We start from the raw sequence: 23,687 nt of genomic DNA on the forward strand, positions 1-23,687 counted from the left end.
TGCTGATAGGTTAGCTGATAAAAACTAGGCTAAATTTCTTATATATTTAGTTAGAGTTTATTTTTCTATCAGTCATAAATGAGAAAGATAGTACAAGATTTGATGTATACAATTAGTCATTATGATATCAGACAGCACATAAAGTTTTAAGTACTAGATTAGACCAATTTCATGTTGATTTGGTTAAGTAATGATCTAATGATGTTACCACTTGCAAGTTGTTTAACAGCAAAATAACCTTTACTTTAACAGGATTTAAAAATAGGATGTAATGAGTTATTCGTGACATAAAATACCCGAATTATCAAATAATTCGGGTATCGGTTGCTATAGCTTTGCTAATCTATATGATGAGAGATTATTATCCCAAAACTGGAATAGAAATTATAAATCCTGTTCCTTGCCCCAAGACTGATTCACAAATTAAACTTCCATTATGATTTTCTATTATAATTTGGCGACTAATAGATAATCCTAATCCTGTACCTTTTCCTACACATTTGGTTGTAAATAGATTTTCAAAGATACAAGCTTTAACTTCTTCTGACATTCCTTTAGCGTTATCTTGAATCCTAATTGTCAAATTATTATTCTCTTCTATCTTAGTCAAGATAGTAATAATATTTGGATAGCTTTCTTGAACTTCCATAAAACTCCGGCCGATATTTGCTTCTTCCAAAGCATCAATTGCATTTGCAATAATATTCATAAACACCTGATTCAATTGTCCTAAATAACATTTCACTAATGGAATATTTCCATACTCCTTAATGACTTGAATTGCTGGACGGTTATGATCGGCTTTCAAACGATGCTGTAAAATTAACAAAGTACTATCAATACCTTCATGGATATTAGCTAATACTTTAGAGGTAGTATCAGCGCGTGAAAAAGTACGGAGAGAAGTACTAATGTTGCGAATGCGCTGTGTTCCTACCGTCATACCATCAATCATTTTGGGTAAATCTTTTAGTAGAAAATCTATATCTATTTCTTCGGCTTTTTCTTCAATCTCAGCACCAGGATTCGGGAACTTTTCTCGGTATAGTTGTAGATATCCTATTAAATCATTAACAGTATCTTTTGCTTGGGCAATACTACCTGTAATAAAACCAACTGGATTGTTGATTTCATGTGCTACACCTGCAACTAAATTTCCCAAAGAAGACATTTTTTCACTTTGAATAAGTTGTAGTTGGGCCTCTTGTAAATCTTTGATTGACTGTTCTAATTCTCTAGATTTATCTTGTTCTCTTGTGTATAAACGGGCATTTTGTATGGCAATAGCCATTTGAGAAACCAAGACTTTTAATACTTCTATTCTTTCTGTAACAAAAGCTCCTGATGACAACTGATTTTCTAAATAAATAATCCCTGTAAGCTGTGATTGGTAAATTATGGGCAAGCAAAAGATTGATTTTATTTTAGATTCCTGAATATAATTATCAAGGTTAAACGGTTCTGTAGTTATTGCATCATTCAACACAAGATATTGCTGAGTGCGAAAAACGTAATTAATCACAGAAAACGGTAGATCCTGATAGGTTTCAACAGTAATAGAGGGTAAAACTGTCACTGCATTGTCAGTAGCATTTCCAGAAGCTTCGATATATAGTTGATTATCTTTAAGTAGGAGTAGTACTGCTTTTTGTGCAGCAGCATTTTCTAGTAGAATTTTGATGAGCTTGCTCAACAAGTTCTCTAAAACAATTTCATTGGTAATCGCTTGCGAAAACTTGATGAATGTATTAAAGTCTAACAAATCGCTTAAACTACTACTATTAGTCGTTGTGGTAGTGGTGAGGTGAATTGTATCTATTTTGGAAGTAGTAGTTTCTACAGTAGTAGTTTGTCCTACTAAAAAAGTATACTTCGATTCTAAGTATTTAACTTTAGCGATCGCACCCCAACGAATACAAGCATAATAAGCTTTAGTTATATAGGTTTGATGAATTAACTCTTTACCTAGAGATTGATAAAATTTTCCTGCTAACTCATAAGCTAAAGCTTCTTCTTGGAGAAAACCATTCTCTTGAGATTTGGCAATCGAATTTTCATAGTAGTCCATTGCTTCCAGCTTTTGGCCTAAAATCCGACACCGTTCTGCCTCCACGAGATAAAATCTATGTAAGTGATTCGTAGGAGCATGAGTAGCCCAGAGTTCCATTTTTTGCTGATTAGCTTGGACTTTTTCTAGAATAGCTTGCCTCTCGGACTCTTTAGCAGTATGATATATAGCCAAGTGTGCTAAAGAATCGTAAAAATAAAACAGTGGAACAACAAACAACCCTGTGACACCACCTAAAGATTTTTCTGCGATCGCAGCATTTTCTACAGCTTTAAAATAATCTCCAAATATGTAAGAGAGCATTAGTTTATTGACAAATAAATGATTAATTGTGTAAAGATCATTTACTTGTTGATGAATTGGCAGCATACTTTGCTCGTCGTAGGCTTCTCCAATTAAACAGTCTACATTTTCGTAATTTCCTTTCAAATTTAAAACTGTTTGCAGATATACTAAATTCCAAGTTAGAGCTACTTGCTGATTAATTTTTTTCAGTGATTCACAGTAAGCTATTAATTCCTTTTCTAAAACCCAAAGTTCCTTACCCAACCAAAAGGAATGATAGGGATAAATGTAACCACAATAGCCAGCATATTCTAAATCTCCGGTTTCTAGACCACTAGCATATCCAGACATTGATGATGTTAATGTCTCTCTAATATGCTCTTTCCAGTGCATAACATGAGCGCTAACAACCGTTAGAATCTTAGCTTTGAGTTCTTCAGCATTAAATTGTGACACCAAACTAGAAGCTAATTTACCAAATTCATAGCCAGAATTAATTTCTCCTTGAACTCCACAAAGAAGTAAGCCATAAAGACTATAACCATAACCAGATACAGATGTATTTCCATAGTTTAAGGACAAATTGACCATTTTACAAACAATAATTGGCATTATTACAGGAGCCGTTTGAAAAGCCGCAGGGAGAACTCCCATTAAGATTTTCATGGCTGCAATCTTGTTCGGATCAGACATTAATGGTAAGTTAATTAAATCTGCAATGGTTTTCCCTTTCAAAGAAACAGCAATTTCATCCATTCCCTGCTGAATATCAGTTGATGTCGGTTCATCTGGAAAACTTATTCCTAACAATTTTAGAATTGATACTGCTATTTGAATGGCTTCCAGTTGTTTGCTTTGAATAATAGAAGCGATAATCTGTACTTCATAGACTTTCACTTTATCTAGAAGAATTTTGGCTTCTTGCTGCACCACCTCAGCCCATTGCTGCATCTGCTGAAAATTACCGCCCAGATAGGCTGCTTCTGCGGCTCCTTCATATAAACATAAAGTTAAGGTATATTCAGTTTGCCAAGCGTCTATACTTAAAAGTTCTATCCCATTTGTAAAATACTTAAGTGCAGCTTCATAAGCTGTAGAAGCTTTAGCTTTTCGCCCTGCAATTAAGTTTAATCGTGCCAATTCAGTTTTATCAGATTGCTCTATTAAGTTAACAATACCTACATTTAACTGATTGACTATATCAAAAATATTAGCTTCTATTTCATCCTTTGGGATATTTTGTAGAAGCAATTGTCCAATTTTTAAGTGAGTAGATTTCTTGAGTTCTTCTGGAATCAGCGAATATGCTGCTTGTTGTACTCTATCATGCAAGAACTTGTAACCTACTTGTGAAGTGTCTAAATTTAAATTAACCGCTTCTTCTTGATTAAAAACTAAAGGAATACGGTAAGCTTCACTTAAAGGTAGAATTAATCCCGCTTGCAAAGCTGAGTGTAAATCATTGGCTGTCAAAGAAGGTGATTTTTCATTGACTATCGATAAAACATCAAGACTAAATCTGTCACCCACACAAGCTGCTAATTTTAAAACATCTTGGGTAGATTTTGGTAGCTTTTCAACTCTACTGGCAACTAGCTCAACTACATTTTTGTCGGTAATTCCAATTGCTTGAATATCCTTTAAACTCCATTGCCATTGAGCCTTAATAAAGTCAAATTTCAAAAGTTCTTCTTGATGAAGTGCCTGAATAAGTTGTGTGAGAAAAAATGGATTTCCACCTGTTTTATTAAAAATTAATTCAGCTAACTGGATAATCTTATCGCTAAAATTTATGTATTCAGAATCTGGCTTAATATCTGTTTCTTGTAAAGTTTCTGCTACTAGTTGAGTCACATTATCTAAATTTAAAGCTTGCAACACAATGTTATTAACAACTGTGCCAGTATTCTTAATCTCTTCTATTTTTTGAATTAAAGGATGCGCTGCATTAACTTCATTATCCCTATATGCACCAATGAATAATAGATGTTTGCTGTCACTATCAGTTATAAGTAGTTGAATTAAATTCAATGTGGCTGAATCTGCCCATTGTAAATCATCTAAAAATATGACTAAGGGATGTTCTTTTTGGGTAAAAACTTGGATAAATTCTTTAAAAACTCGATTGAAGCGGTTTTGTGATTCTGTTGCACCAATTTGGGCAACGTCTGGCTGTGTACCAATAATTAATTCTACTTCTGGAATGACCTCAGTAATGACTTTACCATTTGTTCCTAAAGCTGATAATATTTTTTCACGCCAGGTTTCTATTTTTTCATTATTCTCTGTCAGTAAATACCGCATTAAATAAGCAAAAGCTTGAATTAAAGAGGCATAAGGTATATTTCGTTTTAATTGGTCAAATTTACCAGAAATAAAGTAACCTTGTCTGCGAGTAATGGGTTTATTAACTTCGTTAACTAAAACTGATTTACCAATACCTGAATAACCAGAAACTAGCATCATCTCACTAGTTCCAGATGTAACGCGTTCAAATGCAGCTAGCAGTTCATTAACTTGGTTTTCACGGCCATATAATTTTTGAGGAATTAATAACTGGCTTAAGACATCTAAACGACCTGGAACAAAATCAGTAATTATATCCTTAGATTTTAACTGATTAAGACATAACTCTAAGTCTGCTAATAATCCTGTAGCACTTTGATATCTGTCTTCAGCATTTTTCGCCATCAACTTCAGTACAATTTCTGAGATGGCATTAGAAATTGTTGGATTTAATAACTGTGGATTTATCGGTTGAACAGCAATATGGCTATAAACTAGTTCTAAGGGGTCTTGACTAAAAAATGGTGTTTTCTCGGTGAGCATTTCATATAAAGTAACACCGAGAGAATAAAAGTCAGTGCGATAATCAAGAATACGATTCATTCTTCCCGTTTGTTCAGGAGACATATAGGCAAGTGTGCCTTCAACGCAATTAGGGTTATTAAATTGGGGATTTTCCTTATTGAGGCGGGAGGCTATACCAAAGTCAGTGAGTTTAACAATACCTGTCTGGGAGTTAACAATTATGTTGCTAGGCTTGATATCTTTATGAATAATCTGATGTTTATGTAAATAATCTAGAGCTTTAGTCAGTTGAATAGCAATATTTAAATGGTTAATTAAGTCAAGCTTTTCTGTCTGAAGAATTTGGGCTAAAGATTGACCACCAAAGTCTTCTAACAACAGTCCTACACGATTATTAAAGGTTTCTAGACTAATAGATTTAACTATGTTGGGATGGTCTAAACCTTGCTGAATTTGATACTCATTTTTCAGGCGAGTAAAGGCTTCGAGAGTAGGATATTCATTTTTAAGCAACTTGAGGATAACTCGCTGTTGCGTCTTTGGCATTTGTGTTTGATAAATAATTGTTTGGATTCCTTCATGGAGAGTCGAGTTGATTGGGTATCCAGTACGATTTGGCATTGATTTTTGCCTATAAATTTACAAAATTAGTACTACCCCCCGTCTTGTCATAAAAGGGGTTCTACTTTAATTATTCCCAGTGCTAGAAAATTATTAACATTGTGATTCCGTATTCAAGGGTTATAAATTTAAACGCGATTATTCCCTTGTAACGGAAAAGCTACTCTAACTTTTACGCCAAACGCAGATTAGGACACTTCTGCAAGAATCCAGATGCCTTATTGTGAGCATCTATATTATGAGTATGTGCTGGTGTAGGTCGAATAATTCCATCAAACAGGTCATCTAATCCGTAGGGAGTGAAAAATTGCCATTGGCCTTGTGTATCTAGTCGAACTCCGACAGCAGTAGCAGTGTGTAGCCACTCTGCGATCGCATCTTCTGTACTAGTGTAAAGTCTACTGCCATTACGCCAACGAGCAAAACTAGCTTGATTTTTGACATCAAACAGGTCATCAGGAAATTGTTCTGTGAGAGTCGCCTTTGCTGCTAGTTCTTGAGAACGGTTTCCTTCTATATCAAAGAATGCAATATCAAAATCCTTAATACCTAACCCACAGTCATTACCAAAAATCGAAGACCAAACAGTGTTTCGGACTGCACCACCGGCTAACCACCAGTTAGGTAGATTTAGTTGAGCGATCGCAGGTAATACTGTATCAATAGGTGTATCAGCTAAAATCATCTGTAGACGAGTGTTACTATTCATATCAAACTCCTGGTATTATCAACTAGAAGATGAGAATATTATCATTCACATCTCATTAAGCTTACGGTCTTGATAGACCTACTATGACACTTATAGGGCCAAGCTTTATTAGAATAATTTCGGTAGTCATCGTATAAAGAACACAAGGTTAAATTGTGAATTGAGAATTTATAATTTTTATTTATGGAAGATTTATTTGCGCGGCTAGAACGCACACTCAATCCTGAACTACCTTCCTTAACAGAGTCACAACAACAACTACTGCAAGAACTCAGTATTGATGAAAATCAACCTGGTACAATTTTGCGTGATTTTCAAACTCTAATAGATTTATTACAACCGAATGGAGTGGAAGTTAGTAGTGTTAATAATCTTCTACCACTGAAAGTACTATCAGAATTTAATTCTCTGTTAAGTCACCCAATCGAAACTAAACTCAAACGCCCTGTACAGAAATCATACCCTTACATTAATGGACTATATCTGTTATTACGCAGTTCTGGGATAGCCCAAATTAGATCCCAAGGGAAGAAGCAGATTTTAGTTTTAGATGCAGCAACTTTGCAATCATGGTCAAACCTGAATTTAACAGAACGCTATTTCAATTTATTAGAAGCCTGGTTGATTTGGGGAAATAACGAAATCTTAGGTGAACATCAAGATTCATTGGGGAATTTATTTAGATGTATTCAACTTTGGCCCCGCGTCCCAGATAAAGGTTTAAAATTTACTAAATATGAAGACCAAACCAATATTAGTTATTACCCTGGTCTGCATAATGTTGCCCTGTTAGAATTATTTGGATTTTTATCTATTAAACATGGCAAGCCAACAGAAGGCAAAGGATGGCGCATTACTAGTTTACAACGCTTGCCATTTGGAGATGCTATTTTGCAACTACTATTTCCATTAGGTATACGAGGAGAATTACAGGATGAGGTCAATGTAACTTTTGGAAAGTTGCAGTCACATTTACAACCCTTTTTTCCAGAATGGAAGCATAATTTATTTGTTCCCAAGCAAGGTTTTACTGACGGGATTTATATTTTTAAAGTGTCCATTTCTAAAGCTTGGCGACGCATTGCCATACCAGCCAAAAAACCATTAAGCTGGTTAGCAGAGACAATTCTTGATGCTTTTGACTTTGATTATGATCACCTGTACGAGTTTAGTTATAAAGACTATTTTGGTCGCATCATAAAAATCGGTCATGCCTATATGGAAACACCCCCATTTGCTGACCAAGTTCAGATTGGTGATGTGTCTCTAGAACCGGGTGGTAAAATGACCTATCTTTATGATTTTGGTGATAACTGGAAATTTGATGTGCAGTTAGAAGCAATTAATCCACCTGATAACAAAATCAAAAAACCAAAAATTTTAGAAGTTCACGGAAATGCACCTCAACAGTATTGGAGTGAGGATGATGAATCGGATGAAGATGAAGGGTGAAGAGCATTTAGGAAAGCATAGAGAATCGTGTTCATAAGTCTTCTATTTGTGTCTACTAAAACCCGCTTTAAGATTGAGATAGTTTTAGTTACAATAAAGCAACACAAATTGTCAGGAGATAAAACTTGTGAGTCTTCCATATACTGGAGGCTGTCAATGTGGACAGATTCGTTATGAAATTCATGCCCAACCTTTAACTCTTTATCTATGCCACTGCAAGGAGTGTCAGAAACAATCGTCTAGTGCCTTTGGTATGTCTCTTACAGTACTACGAGATGCTGTTGTAATTGTTCAGGGAAAACCGAAAGCTTGGACTCGGAAAAATGATAGCGGACGTGAAGTAAATAACCTATTCTGTGGCGACTGCGGAACGCGATTGTTTCATGAAAGGACTTATAAAACCGATACTATCAATGTCAAAGCTGGAACCTTAGATGATACAAGTTGGTTATGCCCAGTAGGTAACATTTGGACACGCAGTGCCCAGTCATGGGTGATAATTTCAGATCAATTGCTCAACTATGATGGGCAACCAGAGGATACGCAGCCTTTATGGGAAAAATGGAAACAACAACATCCATAAATGCTCCTGATATTAGACATGATAGCTTTTAACACTTAAAGCATCTAACTTATATTTTTACTAAAGAAGATAATCAGAAACTTTTTTTGTTAAAATGCTTTAATGAACATATTAAATTATTTAAAACAGTAATAGTAAACTCAAATTATAAGTTCAGTTTGTGTATCATAGATATTTCCACTTGTCTGCAAATCATTAATAAAGCTAACATACTATTAGTATTTCACATGAAAACTTACTAGACATTTCCAATCAAGTAACTTAAGTGAAATTGGATAATTAAGAAGATTTTGGTTCATTCTCAACACTTTTAACAATTATTTCTAGACAAGCTTAATGAAAAACGATACACCACAAGAATTAAACCAAGATCAAGAAATTGGGCGCTTGATTGATGAGGTAATGTCTTCATCTCTGACTGATGAACAGTACCGCAAAAAAATGCAGCGACGCAAAGAAGTGCAAGACAAGCGCATAGCAGAAGCTGTACCAGAAAAAGGGTTAATTATTGTAAATACTGGTAATGGTAAAGGTAAAACCACTGCGGCTTTGGGGATGGTGTTACGATCGCTAGGTCACGGCTATAAAGTAGCGATCATCCAATTCATCAAGGGAAGCTGGGAACCTTCAGAAAAAAGGGTTTTCAGCTATTGGGAAGACCAAATAGAATTTCATGCAATGGGCGAAGGCTTCACTTGGGAAACTCAAGACCGCGATCGCGATCTTGACAAAGCTAGTGCCGCCTGGGAAAAATCATTAGAATATATTCGCAACCCAGACTTTCATCTGGTGTTGTTAGACGAAATTAACATCGCCCTCAAAATGGCTTACTTACCATTAGAGGACGTTTTGGCGGGTTTGGCGCAAAAACCAGCTAACAAGCACGTTATTCTGACAGGTAGAGGCGCACCAGCAGGTTTAATTGAGCGTGCTGACCTCGTAACCGAAATGACTCTGGTTAAGCACCCTTTCCGCGATCAAGGCGTGAAAGCGCAACCAGGAATTGAGTATTAACTTAACGATTATTTGCACATTTGCAACGTGCGGCGATCGCTAGCTGTGATGGAATTTAATTGATAAAAGTCTTGCAGAGCCACTGAGTAAGGATAACTGCTGAACTCATCTTCACTGACTTTAGGTAGTTTGCTGTTTGCAGCTACCTGATTTGATCGAGGAGTACTGGCTTCATTTGACGTACTATTAACCGTCATCGCCAACTCTCCTGACTTACTGAGCGTACCTTGAAAACAATTAAATTCTGATTGGGGCATATACAATGCACCAGTTATCTTATCCTGCTGCTTTTGAAATATGATGTAACCTTGACCAAGCTGGTTAGATTTTGGCGATTGACCATAGAGATAAACCCCATCTTTGACAGGAAAATTCACTTTTGGTAAACCTTCTGCACCTTTTGTAGCTCCCTGAGAATCTGGAACCAGCGCTGTGGTTTTAGGGAGTGTTTTTCCGCTCTGATGCACAAAAATGCCTCTCTCTCCAGCAGATGCTCTCAGTTGACTTCTCTGCTCTCTAACTTTTCTTAGCTGCGACAAAAGAGAGTTTTCGGAGGTTGTGGTTTTCTGAATCTGAGCCGATGATAATGGAGAATCTGTAACCGGTGCGACTTGAGTCTGCTTGCCTATAAAGCCCAAACCGAGAAGTAAGCCTAAGCCCGCTAGGGAAATTCCCCACTGGCGGGGAGATAAGAACTGATAAAGGTTGTTAAGCACCCTACTTCTCCTGTTAAAAAATCAACTAAGTTCTTTAGAACTTACTTAAACTATAACCAAGTCTTAATTGTCAAAGACTTTGTTTACGACTTATATTACTATTGTCCAAAAAAGAAAACTGTCAAAAACCAAAGTTTTTATTTAATCTAGCCCAACAATCTTAGATTACCACCAGTTAGGGGAAGTAGAGCGGCGTAAACAATTAAAGGTTTGTAGTAAGGGCTTGATCCCGTCAAATAAGACTAAACCCTTTACTACAAAGCAATTTAATTAACTTTACATTACTTAATGTAGTTTGAATGATTCTTCATCCAATAGATTCATCTCATTGGGTGAGGTTAATCAGAAATTAGATCCTTTTTATCAATATGGGTTTTGTATTACCTTGTTTTTTTACTTTTTAATAAATAAAAATACTGATAGTATTTTCTCGGATTTGTCGCCGTAGAAATACAGTCTCAGATCAAAATATTTTTCCTGGCTATCAGCCAATACGCTTGGTTAAGGGCTACTGGCAAAAATTTTGGGTTTTCGAGACGCGATAAATCGTCGTCTCTACAAGTGTTTTGGTCTTATCAGAACTGTATTGGGCTATCAGCATAAAAAATTGCCCCCTGAATTCAGGAGGCTTATCATGCTCTAGAGACGCGGGATTTCGCGTCTCCATCTTTAACTAGCAACGTATTCTTGGACATTGGCGCGACGGCGACGCAGATGAGCCAAAGCCTGATGCTCTAACTGGCGGACACGTTCGCGGCTGAGATTCAATCTCTCACCCACTTTCGCCAATGACATTTCGTTACCATCTTCTAAACCAAAGCGTAGAGCTAAAACTTCTCGCTGTTGCGGGGTTAGTTCTGCTAGCAGGTTGTTCAAATCTTGGCGTAAGAATTCCTGGTTGGTGTAATACTCTGGTGATGGCCCGCCATCTTCGAGCATTTCTTGCAACTCAGTATCCTGGTTGTCGCCAACTTTAACATCCAAAGAAACTGGTTGACGCGCCATATTCAGGTACTCACGGATCTGAGTAGGTTCTAGTTCCAGTTCTTTGGCAATTTCGGCTGGAGTGGGCGATCGCCCCAAGGTTTGAGCCAACTCACGCTGTACTTTCTTGATTTTGTTCAGTTTTTCGGTAATGTGGATCGGCAACCGGATAGTACGTCCTTGTTGAGCGATCGCGCGGGTAATAGCTTGGCGAATCCACCAGTAAGCGTAAGTCGAGAACTTATAACCCCTCATTGGGTCAAATTTCTCCACACCCCGCTCTAATCCTAGTGTTCCTTCCTGAATTAAATCCAGAAATTCCATATTTCGCTTTTGGTATTTTTTCGCAATAGCAACGACCAAGCGCAAATTCGCTTCGATCATTTTTTGCTTTGCTCGCTTACCTTGCGCTACCGTTTGTTGTACTTCAATTTCCGATTGTTGAACCACATCAGCCCACTCTGACATCTCCGGTTCGCGGTGCAGTTTCTTCGCCAAAACCTCTTTGGCATCGATGAGCGTCATCATTTGTTGAACCTGCTTCCCATATACAATCTCTTGTTCACGGGTTAGCAGTGGTACACGGCCAATTTCTCGTAGATAGGTTCGCACCATATCAGCCGTGAATCTGGTGTTGAGATTTTCCGTTTGGGTATTGACAGTAGGCATTGGTGCGTCGTCCTCTACTCCGTAAATAAAATGTATGTTTTCTTACTAAAATGGATGGATAAAAGTAGTAAATCTATCATGAAATATCAGGAGCTAATAAAAACAATTATCAATTGATATAGATGTTTTTAAGACGTTAAGCCCCTAAGATAGGTTCCCCTACCTTTTCTAAATTTTCAATCTCTTATTAGCACACTGGTTATTTTTGAGAATTCTTACTTTAGGTAGTTACTGAGAGTAACGAGTAAATCCGAAGTCGGTATGAGTTCACTTATTTTTATAGTACGATAAATCAGGCGGATAGTAAAGTATCTTAAGATAAAACTTTCAATTGTAATCCAAAATTGGTCGCTTGGAAAAAAAATTAGGCTTCCTTGAAATTACTGACTATATCTATAGTGACCTCAAAAACCCCTCTTCTGTTGCCAAAAACTAGCCGGATAACCGAACTTAATTTCTTGTGAGGATGGAGGGATGTTACGAATTGGGAATTGGGAATTGGGAATTAATCTTGATGTAGATTAAATCAGTGACTTCCCGTAGGGTAGGACAAATGACAAATGACAAATGACCAATGACCAATGACAAATAACTATTTAAAATCCCAGGTCAGCTTTGGCGAGTTCAGCAGCAGCGAATACTTCCGCATCAGGTTTTTCTTCCCAGGCTGGCTCACCAATTTCTTCGTAAAAAGTTGCGTCGTAAGGACGGGTACGTACTACTACTGGCATGGGGACGGCATGACCCAAAATTAAAGCTTGTTGTTTGGAGTCTAACTTTGCCAGTACCGATCGCAGTCCGCTACCACCAGATACACCCGTAAAAATCGCGTCAATGTCTTTTTCGTCATTAAGCAAAGCGGTAATGCGAGTTCCAATCTGGGACATGACTTCATTATCTATCCCTGATGGACGTTGATCAACTACCAAAAGTGTGACAAAATACTTCCGCAACTCACGGGCAATAGTCCCAAAGATAGTACTTTGGACGATAGCCGGGTCAAGAAAACGGTGTGCCTCTTCAATGGTAATCATCAACGGCGTGGGGCGATCGCAAGGGTTTTTGCTTTGCAGGAATTTATCTGCTTTTTTGACGTAATGCTCGTGGATACGTCGGGTGATCATGTTCGTCACCAACATATAAGAGAGCATATTAGACTGGGAACCAAATTCTATCACAACATTCTTCCCAGATTCCAGGCATTGCACAATTTTACTAATGTAATTTTGGGGGCAGACTGCTCGCATATACTTCAAGCTATCCATCCGCAAGAGTTTGCGCTGCAATGCCATAATCGAGCCTTTGTGTCCGCGTTTCTCGTCGCAGAACATCTCGATTTCTTCGTTAGTCATGTTCAGCAGTTGGACAATCCAAGACTTGCCAAACTCACTATATAGAATATTGGCGTTATCTAGGGCTGCGTCAGATAGCCCTAAATCTCGACTACATAACTTAATATCTTCAACTTCTATTTGCTCGTAACTCAAATAAAGTTCTTGAGCATCACGCACACCCCGGCGTTTTGTGGATTCGGGGTCAAGGGTATAAACTTCTACCTTACTTGGAAAAAGTTGCTTTAATCCCTTAACTGTATTGACGTTCTTTCCTTCTGCGACAGCTTCCCAGCCATATTCAGAGTGCATATCAAAAATCAAATTTACTGCCGCATTTTTACGGATAACGCCAGCTAAAAGTAGCCGAGTTAGAAAGGATTTACCAGTACCAGATTTCCCAAAAACCCCATTACTCCGTTCTACGAAACGGTTTAAATCGATACAAACAGGCACATCCATATCCAAAGGTTTCCCAATGGAAAAATTGCGCCTTTGGGGGTCATCTTCCCAACCAAACACGCGGCGAAAGTCGTCAACACTGGCTTCGTAAACTTGACTAAAGTGGCTAGGAATAGTTTTAACAGGCAACAATTCCATCGTCGTGCTGGTTTGTGGCACAAAGGAAGCCAAACCCGTTACTGATGGGATAAAGGGATTTGCCGATTTGCCGTTTGTTGGGGAGAAAGATTCTTCCGCTTCGGGAGTGAACATCAACATGGGCGCGAGGTTGATAGTACCATAAGTACCACTTCCTGCTAAAACATCCCGTAAAAAAGTGTCTTCCCAATTAGGGGGATTAGCAATAATTCGGGCATTAGCAGCACCCAATGCTACATCTGTCAGCATACAAAAAAAGCGCGATCGCATCCCTTGCACAACAAGAAACTTACCAACCCGCATATCTTCTACAGAAATGTCAGGATGCAATCGTACTTCTAAACCTTCAGTTAGAGAACCTTGAATAACCGAACCTAATGGCTGTCCCGAATTCATCTAGTTAATTACATGATTGTTGATGCGATATCTTAATAGTCATTCAATCTTAGATTTTAGATTTTAGATTTTTCCTTCAATCCTAAATCCAAAATCTAAAATTGGCAGAGAGACGCGATTAATCACGTCTGTACAAGAGTTAGGAGTGTAAGGGAATAACTAAATGTCCCATACCCGATGCCCTAATCAATCTGAATCGAAGTTGGCGCACCCCCAGAGGCTGAAGTGGTGCTGATTAATGGTTTACGGAATTGGGCGTAAATGCGATCGCGCCAGGTAAAGAATGGTTCATAATCTATATTCTCTGAAAAGATTGGCAATCCTTTTCCTCTAATAGAAGCTGGTAAATCCAGATAGGGGCCAGGGGGAAACTTGAGCAATATCGATAAGCCAGCTACTGACAAGTCAGCTAAAGTTGGCTCATCTCCTGTTAAATAAGGACTATCTGCCAATAATAACGTTACCGCTTCCAAGTCTTGTTTTAAAGATGCGATCGCTGACTGAATCACATCTGGACTATAACCTACCCCAAAACCCAACACTGTCAGTAAGTCAGTAGGTACTCCTCCAACCAGACTTTTAAATATATCTGGTGTTGAGGTGGGTAATAAAGACTTGCGGAAATTTTGATCTTGACTTACGGCTGCAAATAGCGCTTTCCTACCTTTGATGCCTATAGATTCATCCGCCCATTCTTCTATCAATAAAGTTAAACCCCGTTTTTTGGGATCTTGGGGTATTATTGGGCGATCGGGATACTCTAAGTCTAAATACTTAGCTATTTCCGTAGAATCCGCAATATATTTATTACGATCCTTTAATACTGGGACTTGTTTCTGACCAGTCAGCCGGAAAAGTTCTACTTGTCCAATCCCAGGCGTAACTTCTATTTTGCGGTAATCTAGTCCTTTAAAATCTAGAATTAGGCGCACTTTCTCTGAGTATTGAGATAGTTCCCATTGGTATAATTCCAGCATATTGTATACCTGATAACTGGTCAACTTCTTAAACTTTACAATTGTATCTTTAGTTAAAGTAATTTTTATTTACATTAGTTGCTTTTTGCCTAATTTAATTAAAATTATGATTGAACTTATGCCTAGTTTTTAGCAAAATCATCGATTCCAAAAGTATTATTTTCCGATTCAAATATCAAATAATTAAATAATTTTCTTCGGGATACATAAACAAACCTAACCCTTCAGTTACAAATATTTAGCAGTTACTTTGATTTTTGCCACTGTTAGACTAAATTATCTGTGGTTTAGCTGAATAATTAATGCTTAATTCATATATATTGCCTTGTTATATATGGGATTCAGGATTTTTCAAACTTATCAATTTACGTACAAATTTATCTATAGATTGGTTTTTTACTAGAGTTTTTTCCACAGTTTATTGTAACTGAAACCTTGGATATGTGAAATCTTCGCACTCTTTTAGAATTGAGGCTACACCAAGTGAGGCAAGAAAACAGTTCTTGAGCAAACCCCACAACTAGCAAACCCCACAACTAAAGTTAGGAGCTTCAGATCCTTTCTGAGCAGGAGAGAGTAGAAAGGCTCTTGAGGCTCTTAAGGAAAAAAAGAAATTTAATTCTCCTCCTGCTTTCTTCCCCCCTGCTTCTCTTCTTCCCCTGCCTCCCCTGCTCTCTTCGGTGAGGCTTTTGAACTCTTGATCAGTGTGACTGAGAAAATATACTCATTACATCAAATATGTGGTAGATATATTTCATACCGATCAGCTTGATCCGAGGTAATGTATTTTACTTTGCTAGCAAAAATTATTCTGAGAAAAATTTTACTTCCCTCTTTGGTTAGATTTTGTGCATAGCAAAATGTTATAAATCTTTATGTAATGTATGGACAAAAAGACAAACAAAATTTATGAAGACAAATAACAGCAAACTGCTGACCACGTTGGCAGGCATAGCAGGATTCACTAGTTTAAGCCTTCTCATTACTTTACCATCTGAAGCCAAAGAGGTATTAAATCCTAACCCCAGTATTTTCAACGAAGCTCCTTATAACAAGGGTCAACGCCTTCAAGTAAACGCTCAATACACACCTACTGAGGCTGCTTCCGAAACACAAAAGGGCAATACCAAGCGCAAACAAGTAGCGCAGAAAGGTAGTGTAACAAATCCTAGACCCAGTATTTTCAATGAGCCTCCTTATAACCGTGGTGGTAGCGCTACACCTATTGAACCAAAACCCCCCACGCCAGGTACTACCCCAGAAACTCAACCTGGTCAGAAACCTACAACAACTCCACCAGGTCCAGGGGCAAGTGACAATCAAGGCAAAAACCTATTAGCGTTGGCAGAGTCAAACGCTTCTTTTACAACCTTAACCAAGGCCTTGAAAGCAGCAGGGTTGACTGGAGCTTTGCAAGGCAAAGATAACTTAACTATTTTTGCACCCACTGACGCAGCTTTTGCTAAGTTGCCAGCAGATGCTTTGCAAGAATTGTTAAACCCAGCCAACAAAGAAGTATTGCTCAAGATTTTAACTTACCATGTAGTACCTGGTAAGGTATTGTCCACTGATTTAAAATCTGGTGAAGTTAAAAGCCTCGAAGGTGGCGCAATCAACGTTAAGGTTGATCCTTCTACTGGTGTAACTGTCAATGATGCTAAGGTTACACAACCAGATATCACAGCCAGTAACGGTGTGATCCACGCAATTGATCAGGTAATTTTGCCTCCTGATTTATAGCTTGTAGGTATTAGTACAATCAGTAACAGAATTAGGTAGTAATAAAGTATTAATACATAAAGATTCCGTTCAATGTTAATTTTGGACGGTTTTTTTGTATTGTAATAACGGTGAGCTAAATTGGCAACCCCACCTAATGGTTTTGCTTTTGGTTTGCAATCAGCTTTTGATCCTTATCTTGCATTTCTAAAAGTTCAGGGATAGTAACAAAGCTATAACCCTGTTTCCGAAAGTTGGCAATAATTTCTGGTAAAGCTTGTACAGTTTTAGAGCGATTACCACCACCATCATGCATTAGCACAATTCCACCTGGCTTGGCTCTTCTGAAGACATTATTAATTAACTTTGGTATAGCAGGACGTGAGTAGTCAATAGAGTCAGATGACCAAAGGATGATGGCATATTTGCTATTTCTAGCGTAATCAGCCACTCCATTGTGCATGATTCCCCCTGGTGGTCGAAATAGATTTGTTTTAATTCCTGTGACTTGATAAATCTGGTCTGCTGTGTGGTCAATTTCATAAGCGGCTGCTTGTGGATTCAAAAATTGATACCAATGATGCCAGGTATGATTACCAATTATGTGACCTTCAGCAATTTCTCGCTTCAGCAAGCCTGGATAATTTTTCACATTCTGCCCAATGACAAAAAATGTCCCTTTGATTTGATTTTGTTTGAGAATATCTAGTATCTGGGCGGTGCTTTCAGGCCATGGCCCATCATCAAAAGTGAGAGCAATTACTTTCTGTTGGGGACTAAGTTTTGCCGCACTAACTATTGCTCCTTGAAAGCTTGGTGGCACAGAATATGAAAGACCCTTTATTTGTGCTTGTTGCTGCCAAATTTTAAGCATCGTTGCTTTTAATTCTTCAATCTGCTGTTGGGCTCCAATGGCTGGTAGCTTGTTTACATTTATATTTTCTGTGCTTTGGGCCTCAGATGATCTTGACTTGATGAACATCATCGTGGTGGTACTTAAGACAAGCAACGCTATTAATATTTTTTGCACACCAAAAAATGACTTCTTGTTCTCCACATCATAGCTCCTTGAAAGCTAGAACCATTTTTTCACAATACTTCTGGTAGTTTTTTACGCTTTTATAAGCCTTATCATGCAAACTACAGCATGATTAGTAATATCTTTTAAAGTTAGCTCTAACCCTGACTCCGAAAAAATGCCTTATCTAGGGATATCTAAATATCTATAAACAAAACCCTCGCCAGGAAAATGAGAGCCTTCTTGCACCTTAGTTTTCGTAAACCACGAGATTATGAAGGGAATTTAGATAACTATACAAGGCAATTAATTTTGCCTTATTAACATGAATATACTTAATGTAATTTAAATATTGCATACTGCATTGACAAAGACATTGCAAAATTATGACAAAGGTGTGACCTTATTTGAGTGATAACGGTACAGTACAGATCCGTTAAAAATTTCTTTGCTCCCCTACTATACAAGATGAGTCAACAGCATTGGCTGCTGAAAGTTCTGTAAATAAGGCTTTAGATTCAGCATTACTGAATGATGAGTGACCATTTTTGTGGGGCAAGATTACCTACCACGCAAAATGGTAGATAATATCCCTACCCCACAAGAGGTAACTGGATACTTGTTTATTTGGGAATCCCTTAACAACTTACAGACTAGACATTACATCCCGTGCAATTGCTAAAGTTTGATCAATGTCTTCTTCAGTGTGAGCAAAAGACGTAAACCCAGCTTCAAATTGAGAGGGTGCTAGGTAAACACCACGTTCTAACATACCCCGATGAAAGCGTCCGAATTTGGCTGTATCAGACTTTTTCGCATCTTCGTAGTTATGAACTGGGCCAGAGGTAAAGAATAAGCCAAACATGGCGCTGATTTGGCCGCCGCAAGCTGCATGACCAGTTTCCTTAGCAATTTGCAGCAAACCATCTGCTAGCTTTTTAGTAATTCGCTCAAGATAATCGTAAGTACCTGGCTTTTGCAGCAATTCTAAAGTCTTAATACCAGCAGTCATCGCCAAGGGATTACCAGAAAGAGTCCCAGCTTGATATACGGGGCCAGCAGGGGCAACCATTGACATAATATCTCGGCGACCGCCATAAGCTCCTACTGGCAACCCACCACCAATAACCTTGCCCAAGGTTGTTAAATCGGGGGTAACGCCAAATTTTTCTTGAGCGCCACCGTAAGCAATGCGGAAGCCTGTCATCACTTCGTCAAATACCAATAAGGCTCCATACTCGTGAGTGAGTTCCCGTAATCCTTCTAAGAAACCTGCATCGGGTGCAATAAATCCAGCATTACCAACAACTGGCTCAAGAATAACGCCAGCAATCTCGTCACGGTTTTCTTCAAACAAGGCTTTGACGGATTCTAGGTCATTGTAAGGTGCGGTTAAAGTAGTGCTAGTTGCCGCTTTCGGAACTCCTGGTGAGTCTGGTAAGCCAAGTGTGGCGACACCAGAACCTGCTTTCACGAGAAAGGTATCAGCGTGTCCGTGGTAACAACCTTCAAACTTGATGATTTTGTCTCGGTTGGTGAAAGCCCGCATCAGCCGCAAAACTCCCATACAGGCTTCAGTTCCAGAGTTAACAAATCTGACCATTTCGATGCTGGGAACGGCATCGATGACCATTTCTGCCAAAACATTTTCTAGAGTTGAGGGAGCGCCGAAACTGGTGCCTTTTTCTAAAGCTTCATGCAAGGCTGCAATTACTTCTGGATGAGCATGACCGCAAATAGCTGGGCCCCAAGTACCTACATAGTCTATATATTGGTTGCCATCTACATCCCAAATATATGCGCCTTTAACACGATCAAAAACGATGGGTTGTCCACCTACAGATTTAAAGGCACGAACTGGAGAACTGACTCCTCCGGGCATGAGGTTTTGAGCAGCAGCGAAGACCTCTTGTGATTTTGTTGTTTTAATTGTGGTATTTACCAAGGTTCTCTCCTAAACAGTGGACAAGAAAAAGCTCTATCTCAGGATAGTGTTAAAAATTGCTTAGAATTTCTATCCTATAGAATTAACTGAACCAAAAAAATAACAATATGTTATATAAGTCCAACAAAGACTTGCCTCTAGATATTCAAACTCGATTATCTGAAGCATACCAGGATCTTTACCGAGCAGCTTTTAACTCGGCCATCCATTGGTATGGTGAGGCATCAAAAGCTCATAAAGTTGCTTTAAGTGCTGTAAAAATGCAGTCTGCAATGGAACACAATGCTCTTGTTTAGGGCTAGATAAGATAGTTAAATTCAAAAAAACATACCAGTTGCTCTATTCAGAATGGTATCGTAAATCCATAAGTTATTCTCATTAGAGCAAACTAGCTGGTATGTCTTCTAACGATTTGCGATCGCTACATTACGCCATCCCTATTGAAAAAATTCGCTACGATGAACGGGGTTTAGTGCCTGCAATTGTCCAAGATTACTTGGATGGTACTGTCCTAATGATGGCGTGGATGAGTCAGGAGTCGTTACAAAAAACTTTAGAAACTGAAGAAACTTGGTTTTGGAGTCGTTCCCGGCAAGAATTATGGCATAAGGGGGCGACTTCTGGGCATATTCAAAAAGTGCAAAGTATCCGTTATGACTGTGATAGTGATGCGTTGCTCATAGGGGTAGAGCAATTAGGAGATGTTGCTTGCCATACTGGAGAACGCAGTTGCTTTCACCAAATAGAAGGAAATATTGTTCCACCACCAGGGGATACGTTGTCGCAATTGTTTCAAATAATATGCGATCGCCGCGACAATCCGACAGAAAGTTCTTATACCTGCAAGTTATTCGCTGGTGGCGATAACAAAATATTGAAAAAGATCGGTGAGGAAACCGCCGAAGTGGTAATGGCCTTTAAGGATGATGAAGCAGATGCGATCGCAGGTGAAGTGGCTGATTTGCTATATCATACTTTGGTTGCCTTGGCTCACCATCAAGTTGATTTAAAATCTGTGTATCGTAAGTTGCAAGAACGTCGTCAATGAGCAGGAAAGGGAGCAGGGGGCAGGAAACAGGGAGAAAGAGGCTTTTTCGATTTTTGCACAGATGCGGTAATCATAAGTGATTAACCTGACTTTTAACTTCTTTCTTTGTGTCCTTCTCTGACGAGACGCTGCGCGAATGCGTCCTTTGCGGTTCGTTTTTCTTCCTTGTAATTAAATATGGTTTAGCGCATCTTCATATAGAATTGGTATCAGCTAAAATCCGATTGAGATACTGTAAAATCACCACCACAAGCAGCACACTCAAGGGGAATCCTAGCCAGAAAGTATTGGTAATAATTTGCGGTTGATCTAATGCCCATCCACCCAAGGGATGACCAATAAAAGACCCAATAGCCCAACACACAGCATTGACGGAGAAATAAACGCCACGTTGATTTTCCGGGGCTAATTCAGTGACTAAAGAGGCGGCAGATGGAGTATAAGAAACAATTGCAACTGCAAATACTCCCAACGCCAATGCTACCCAAATTAAATTATAAGATGGGGCAGTACCGCTTACCCAAATGAGTCCAAACCCAACTCCCCAAAGAATGGCGGAAACGGTGAGTGCCAGTGTGTGAGAACAGCGTTTTAAGAAACTGGTGACAGGCAACTGACAAATGATAGCTAGCACCAGATGCCAAGCAAATAGAACGCTAATAGTAGTTTGAGCAAATCCTTCGGTAGTACTTTTGATAACAAAGTTTTTGAAGTAAAGCGGCAGGGTGCTATGGATTTGAGAAATATAGATTGTAAAGAATATATTAACTGCGATGTAGACCAAGAAACGGCGATCGCTTAATACTGCCATCCAAGAAGCAAAATGTGCCGTCTTTTCAGATTCCCCTATCTGCTGTTGTTCGGTTTTACTAATTCCCACATAGACAACCCCAAAAAACATCAGAAAAGAGATGGCATCAATGATAAATAGCCATCGATAACTCCCAATTACCGCGATCAAAAACCCAGCAAGCATAATTCCGATCGCTAACCCCAGATTATCAGCCAGTCGTGCGATCGCAAAAGTTTCGCGGCGATTGTCAATCTGGCTAGCGTCAGCAACAACAGCTTCAGCCGCCGGCCAATAGAAACCTATACCTAAACCGCTAATCAAGCTACCAATTACCAAAATAGTAAAATCGTTGGTTGTAGCTAAAACCAGAGAAGCAATTGCTGAAATCGCCGTCGCTAGCAACAAAGTGCGGCGGCGACCCCAGTGTTCAGAATCAGCCAAAGAACCACCTACAATCCTCCCGACAATGCCGGAAATCGAGGCGCTACCCAAGGCTACCCCAACACTGGTTGCAGATAAACCAACTTCATTCACAAAAAAAATGGGGGCGTAAAACAGGGTACAGCCAGTGCCAACTTCCGAGAGAAATCTACCTATTGCAAAAATCCAGACTTGAGGATGTATTGAGGGCAGCCACGATGATAGCTGAGATTGAGAAGCTAATTTCATGAGTTTAGATGTCATAGTTTGGTGACATTTTTGTAATTCTTATCATTGGCTGCTATTTTTCTCACTCATTCCACAGGGTTTCCACAGGGATTTTAGCAGTTTTCCACAGGTTCGCTACGAACTAATGGGCTTCTTACCCTCTGACTGGGGATTGTTAATTAACAGTGGCGAATAACTTCAAGGACTGAGTTTTTATAAAGTAAAGTAACGAAAAATAGCCTCTAATACTTATTCTTTCGTTCGTATTTATTTTTTATACATTGGTTTTTAACATTTCGCAGCATTGACAAACCCACCCCCTCTTGGCGCACAATGATTCGGCTTGCTTTTGTAATTCGTTCAACCGTTGGCATCAAATGTGTAAAATATATTACCTGAGATGTGGGCGTAGATTGTCGGGCTAGCAAAAGAGTGGTGAGGTAGTTCGGTCTTCTCCCAAAAGGAGAGGCTAGCGCCTTCGCGGAGCGTCTCGTAGAGAAGGGGGTTTCCCCTCTTGAGTTACTACCGTTCGCCCTTGGCGTGCCGGAGGCATCACCCGTAAGGGTGAGGAAGCCATAGGCTGCTTTACCGCAAGCAACTTGTCCCTCTTGATTATCCTCATAGGAGGAAAATCTCATGAAATCAACGGTTAGCATCTTTACAGAAATTCCCGAAACACTCCACGAATCCTTAAAAAACTACTTAGAAACCCATCCTGATTGGGATGAAAATAGGGTATTGACGGCGGCACTATCATTGTTTTTACTCCAAAATGGAGATAGCGATCGCCGGGCTGCCCGAGTCTATCTGGAAACTTTATTCCACCACTCCTCAGTAGAAACGCCCAGTATCGATTCACCCGCAACAGCTAATCTATTAGATACTCCATAGGTACGGGCGTTATTCTCGCTCATACTCTAATGTGGGCACGGCAAACCGTGCCCCATAAATGGGATTTGATCCAATAGCAATTAAGCATATCGGGGCAATATTACAATCAAAAGTATCAGTAGATTCTGCTCTATAACTTGCTCAAAAGTATACGCAGCAAGGGCAACTTATGAATTGCTCCTACTGCGTATACGTATTTTTACCATACTCAGTACTTTCGCACTATGGTAAAAACCCCGCCCCTTGTGGGTGGTCTTTTAACTCAGCACTCGGAACTCGGAACTCAGCACTCTTCATAATTAGTGTCAACTTAGAGCCTGGGCAAGAAAAAACAAGGGGCTTAAGCTCCTTGTGATGTAAACCTGCAAAAGCAGGTAAAATATCGTGTAGATGCGGTTTCTAAGCGCCG

16 protein-coding genes and 1 pseudogene are annotated in these 23,687 nt (G+C 39.0%); 7 read left to right on the top strand and 10 right to left on the bottom strand.

All coding sequences use genetic code 11. The features are described from left to right. Positions 1–361: 361 nt before the first annotated feature. Together V7K69_RS09675 and V7K69_RS09680 are read right to left on the bottom strand one after the other, a co-directional pair. Positions 362–5,785: a trifunctional serine/threonine-protein kinase/ATP-binding protein/sensor histidine kinase gene (locus V7K69_RS09675; RefSeq protein ID WP_335033669.1), complete on the bottom strand. Its 5,424-nt coding sequence runs from the start codon at positions 5,783–5,785 to the stop codon at positions 362–364. A 172-nt stretch (positions 5,786–5,957) separates the two neighbouring features. Next, on the bottom strand, positions 5,958–6,494 hold the full coding sequence (locus V7K69_RS09680; RefSeq protein ID WP_335033672.1) for a nucleotidyltransferase family protein: 537 nt from the start codon (positions 6,492–6,494) through the stop codon (positions 5,958–5,960). A gap of 183 nt (positions 6,495–6,677) precedes the next feature. Between V7K69_RS09680 and V7K69_RS09685 the strand changes: the two genes are divergently transcribed. From V7K69_RS09685 to cobO, 3 genes are all read left to right on the top strand, one after another. Beyond that, the gene (locus tag V7K69_RS09685) at positions 6,678–7,946 is read left to right on the top strand and encodes a plasmid pRiA4b ORF-3 family protein (protein ID WP_335033674.1); all 1,269 of its coding nucleotides are present in this window, start codon (positions 6,678–6,680) and stop codon (positions 7,944–7,946) included. Between the two features lie 127 nt (positions 7,947–8,073). After that, the gene (locus V7K69_RS09690) at positions 8,074–8,529 is read left to right on the top strand and encodes a GFA family protein (protein ID WP_335033676.1); all 456 of its coding nucleotides are present in this window, start codon (positions 8,074–8,076) and stop codon (positions 8,527–8,529) included. Between the two features lie 336 nt (positions 8,530–8,865). Beyond that, positions 8,866–9,543, top strand: coding sequence for a cob(I)yrinic acid a,c-diamide adenosyltransferase (gene cobO / locus V7K69_RS09695; RefSeq protein ID WP_335033678.1), 678 nt, complete (start codon positions 8,866–8,868; stop codon positions 9,541–9,543). A gap of 8 nt (positions 9,544–9,551) precedes the next feature. Here the strand turns inward: cobO and V7K69_RS09700 are convergent, their stop codons facing one another. The 4 genes from V7K69_RS09700 to V7K69_RS09715 form a co-directional block, all read right to left on the bottom strand. Further along, entirely contained in the window at positions 9,552–10,259 is a 708-nt protein-coding gene (locus V7K69_RS09700) for a hypothetical protein (protein WP_335033680.1), read from the bottom strand. 669 nt (positions 10,260–10,928) lie between these two features. Beyond that, the gene (locus V7K69_RS09705; protein ID WP_335033682.1) at positions 10,929–11,912 is read right to left on the bottom strand and encodes an RNA polymerase sigma factor, RpoD/SigA family; all 984 of its coding nucleotides are present in this window, start codon (positions 11,910–11,912) and stop codon (positions 10,929–10,931) included. 596 nt (positions 11,913–12,508) lie between these two features. After that, positions 12,509–14,239, bottom strand: a complete 1,731-nt coding sequence (locus tag V7K69_RS09710; protein ID WP_335033683.1) for an ATP-binding protein — start codon at positions 14,237–14,239, stop codon at positions 12,509–12,511. A gap of 182 nt (positions 14,240–14,421) precedes the next feature. Then, entirely contained in the window at positions 14,422–15,216 is a 795-nt protein-coding gene (locus V7K69_RS09715) for a glutathione S-transferase family protein (RefSeq protein WP_335033685.1), read from the bottom strand. A gap of 909 nt (positions 15,217–16,125) precedes the next feature. Here V7K69_RS09715 and V7K69_RS09720 point away from each other — a divergent pair. Continuing rightward, entirely contained in the window at positions 16,126–16,956 is an 831-nt protein-coding gene (locus V7K69_RS09720; RefSeq protein ID WP_335033689.1) for a fasciclin domain-containing protein, read from the top strand. Between the two features lie 133 nt (positions 16,957–17,089). Here V7K69_RS09720 and V7K69_RS09725 read toward each other — a convergent pair whose 3' ends face one another. Both V7K69_RS09725 and hemL read right to left on the bottom strand, forming a co-directional pair. Next, positions 17,090–17,992, bottom strand: a complete 903-nt coding sequence (locus tag V7K69_RS09725) for a polysaccharide deacetylase family protein (RefSeq protein WP_335033691.1) — start codon at positions 17,990–17,992, stop codon at positions 17,090–17,092. Between the two features lie 607 nt (positions 17,993–18,599). Further along, positions 18,600–19,898 (bottom strand): glutamate-1-semialdehyde 2,1-aminomutase, encoded by a 1,299-nt coding sequence (gene hemL, locus V7K69_RS09730; protein WP_334805438.1) that lies wholly within the window; start codon positions 19,896–19,898, stop codon positions 18,600–18,602. Between the two features lie 107 nt (positions 19,899–20,005). On the opposite strand from hemL, the gene V7K69_RS09735 reads away from it, so the two are divergent. Then, entirely contained in the window at positions 20,006–20,194 is a 189-nt protein-coding gene (locus tag V7K69_RS09735; RefSeq protein WP_012410442.1) for a ChaB family protein, read from the top strand. A 101-nt stretch (positions 20,195–20,295) separates the two neighbouring features. Further along, positions 20,296–20,946 (top strand): bifunctional phosphoribosyl-AMP cyclohydrolase/phosphoribosyl-ATP diphosphatase HisIE, encoded by a 651-nt coding sequence (gene hisIE / locus V7K69_RS09740; protein WP_335033695.1) that lies wholly within the window; start codon positions 20,296–20,298, stop codon positions 20,944–20,946. A gap of 193 nt (positions 20,947–21,139) precedes the next feature. Here hisIE and V7K69_RS09745 read toward each other — a convergent pair whose 3' ends face one another. Together V7K69_RS09745 and V7K69_RS09750 are read right to left on the bottom strand one after the other, a co-directional pair. Continuing rightward, positions 21,140–22,423: an MDR family MFS transporter gene (locus V7K69_RS09745; RefSeq protein WP_335033697.1), complete on the bottom strand. Its 1,284-nt coding sequence runs from the start codon at positions 22,421–22,423 to the stop codon at positions 21,140–21,142. Positions 22,424–22,629: 206 nt separating this feature from the next. Continuing rightward, complete coding sequence (locus tag V7K69_RS09750; RefSeq protein ID WP_335033700.1) at positions 22,630–23,025, bottom strand: hypothetical protein; 396 nt, start codon at positions 23,023–23,025, stop codon at positions 22,630–22,632. Between V7K69_RS09750 and V7K69_RS09755 the strand changes: the two are divergent. Continuing rightward, positions 23,024–23,215 (top strand): annotated as a pseudogene (locus tag V7K69_RS09755) (DUF2811 domain-containing protein); the annotation flags it as partial. The gene V7K69_RS09750 and the pseudogene V7K69_RS09755 overlap by 2 nt on opposite strands. Positions 23,216–23,687: the final 472 nt, after the last annotated feature.

The organism is Nostoc sp. (assembly GCF_036917775.1).
Classification (GTDB): domain Bacteria; phylum Cyanobacteriota; class Cyanobacteriia; order Cyanobacteriales; family Nostocaceae; genus Nostoc.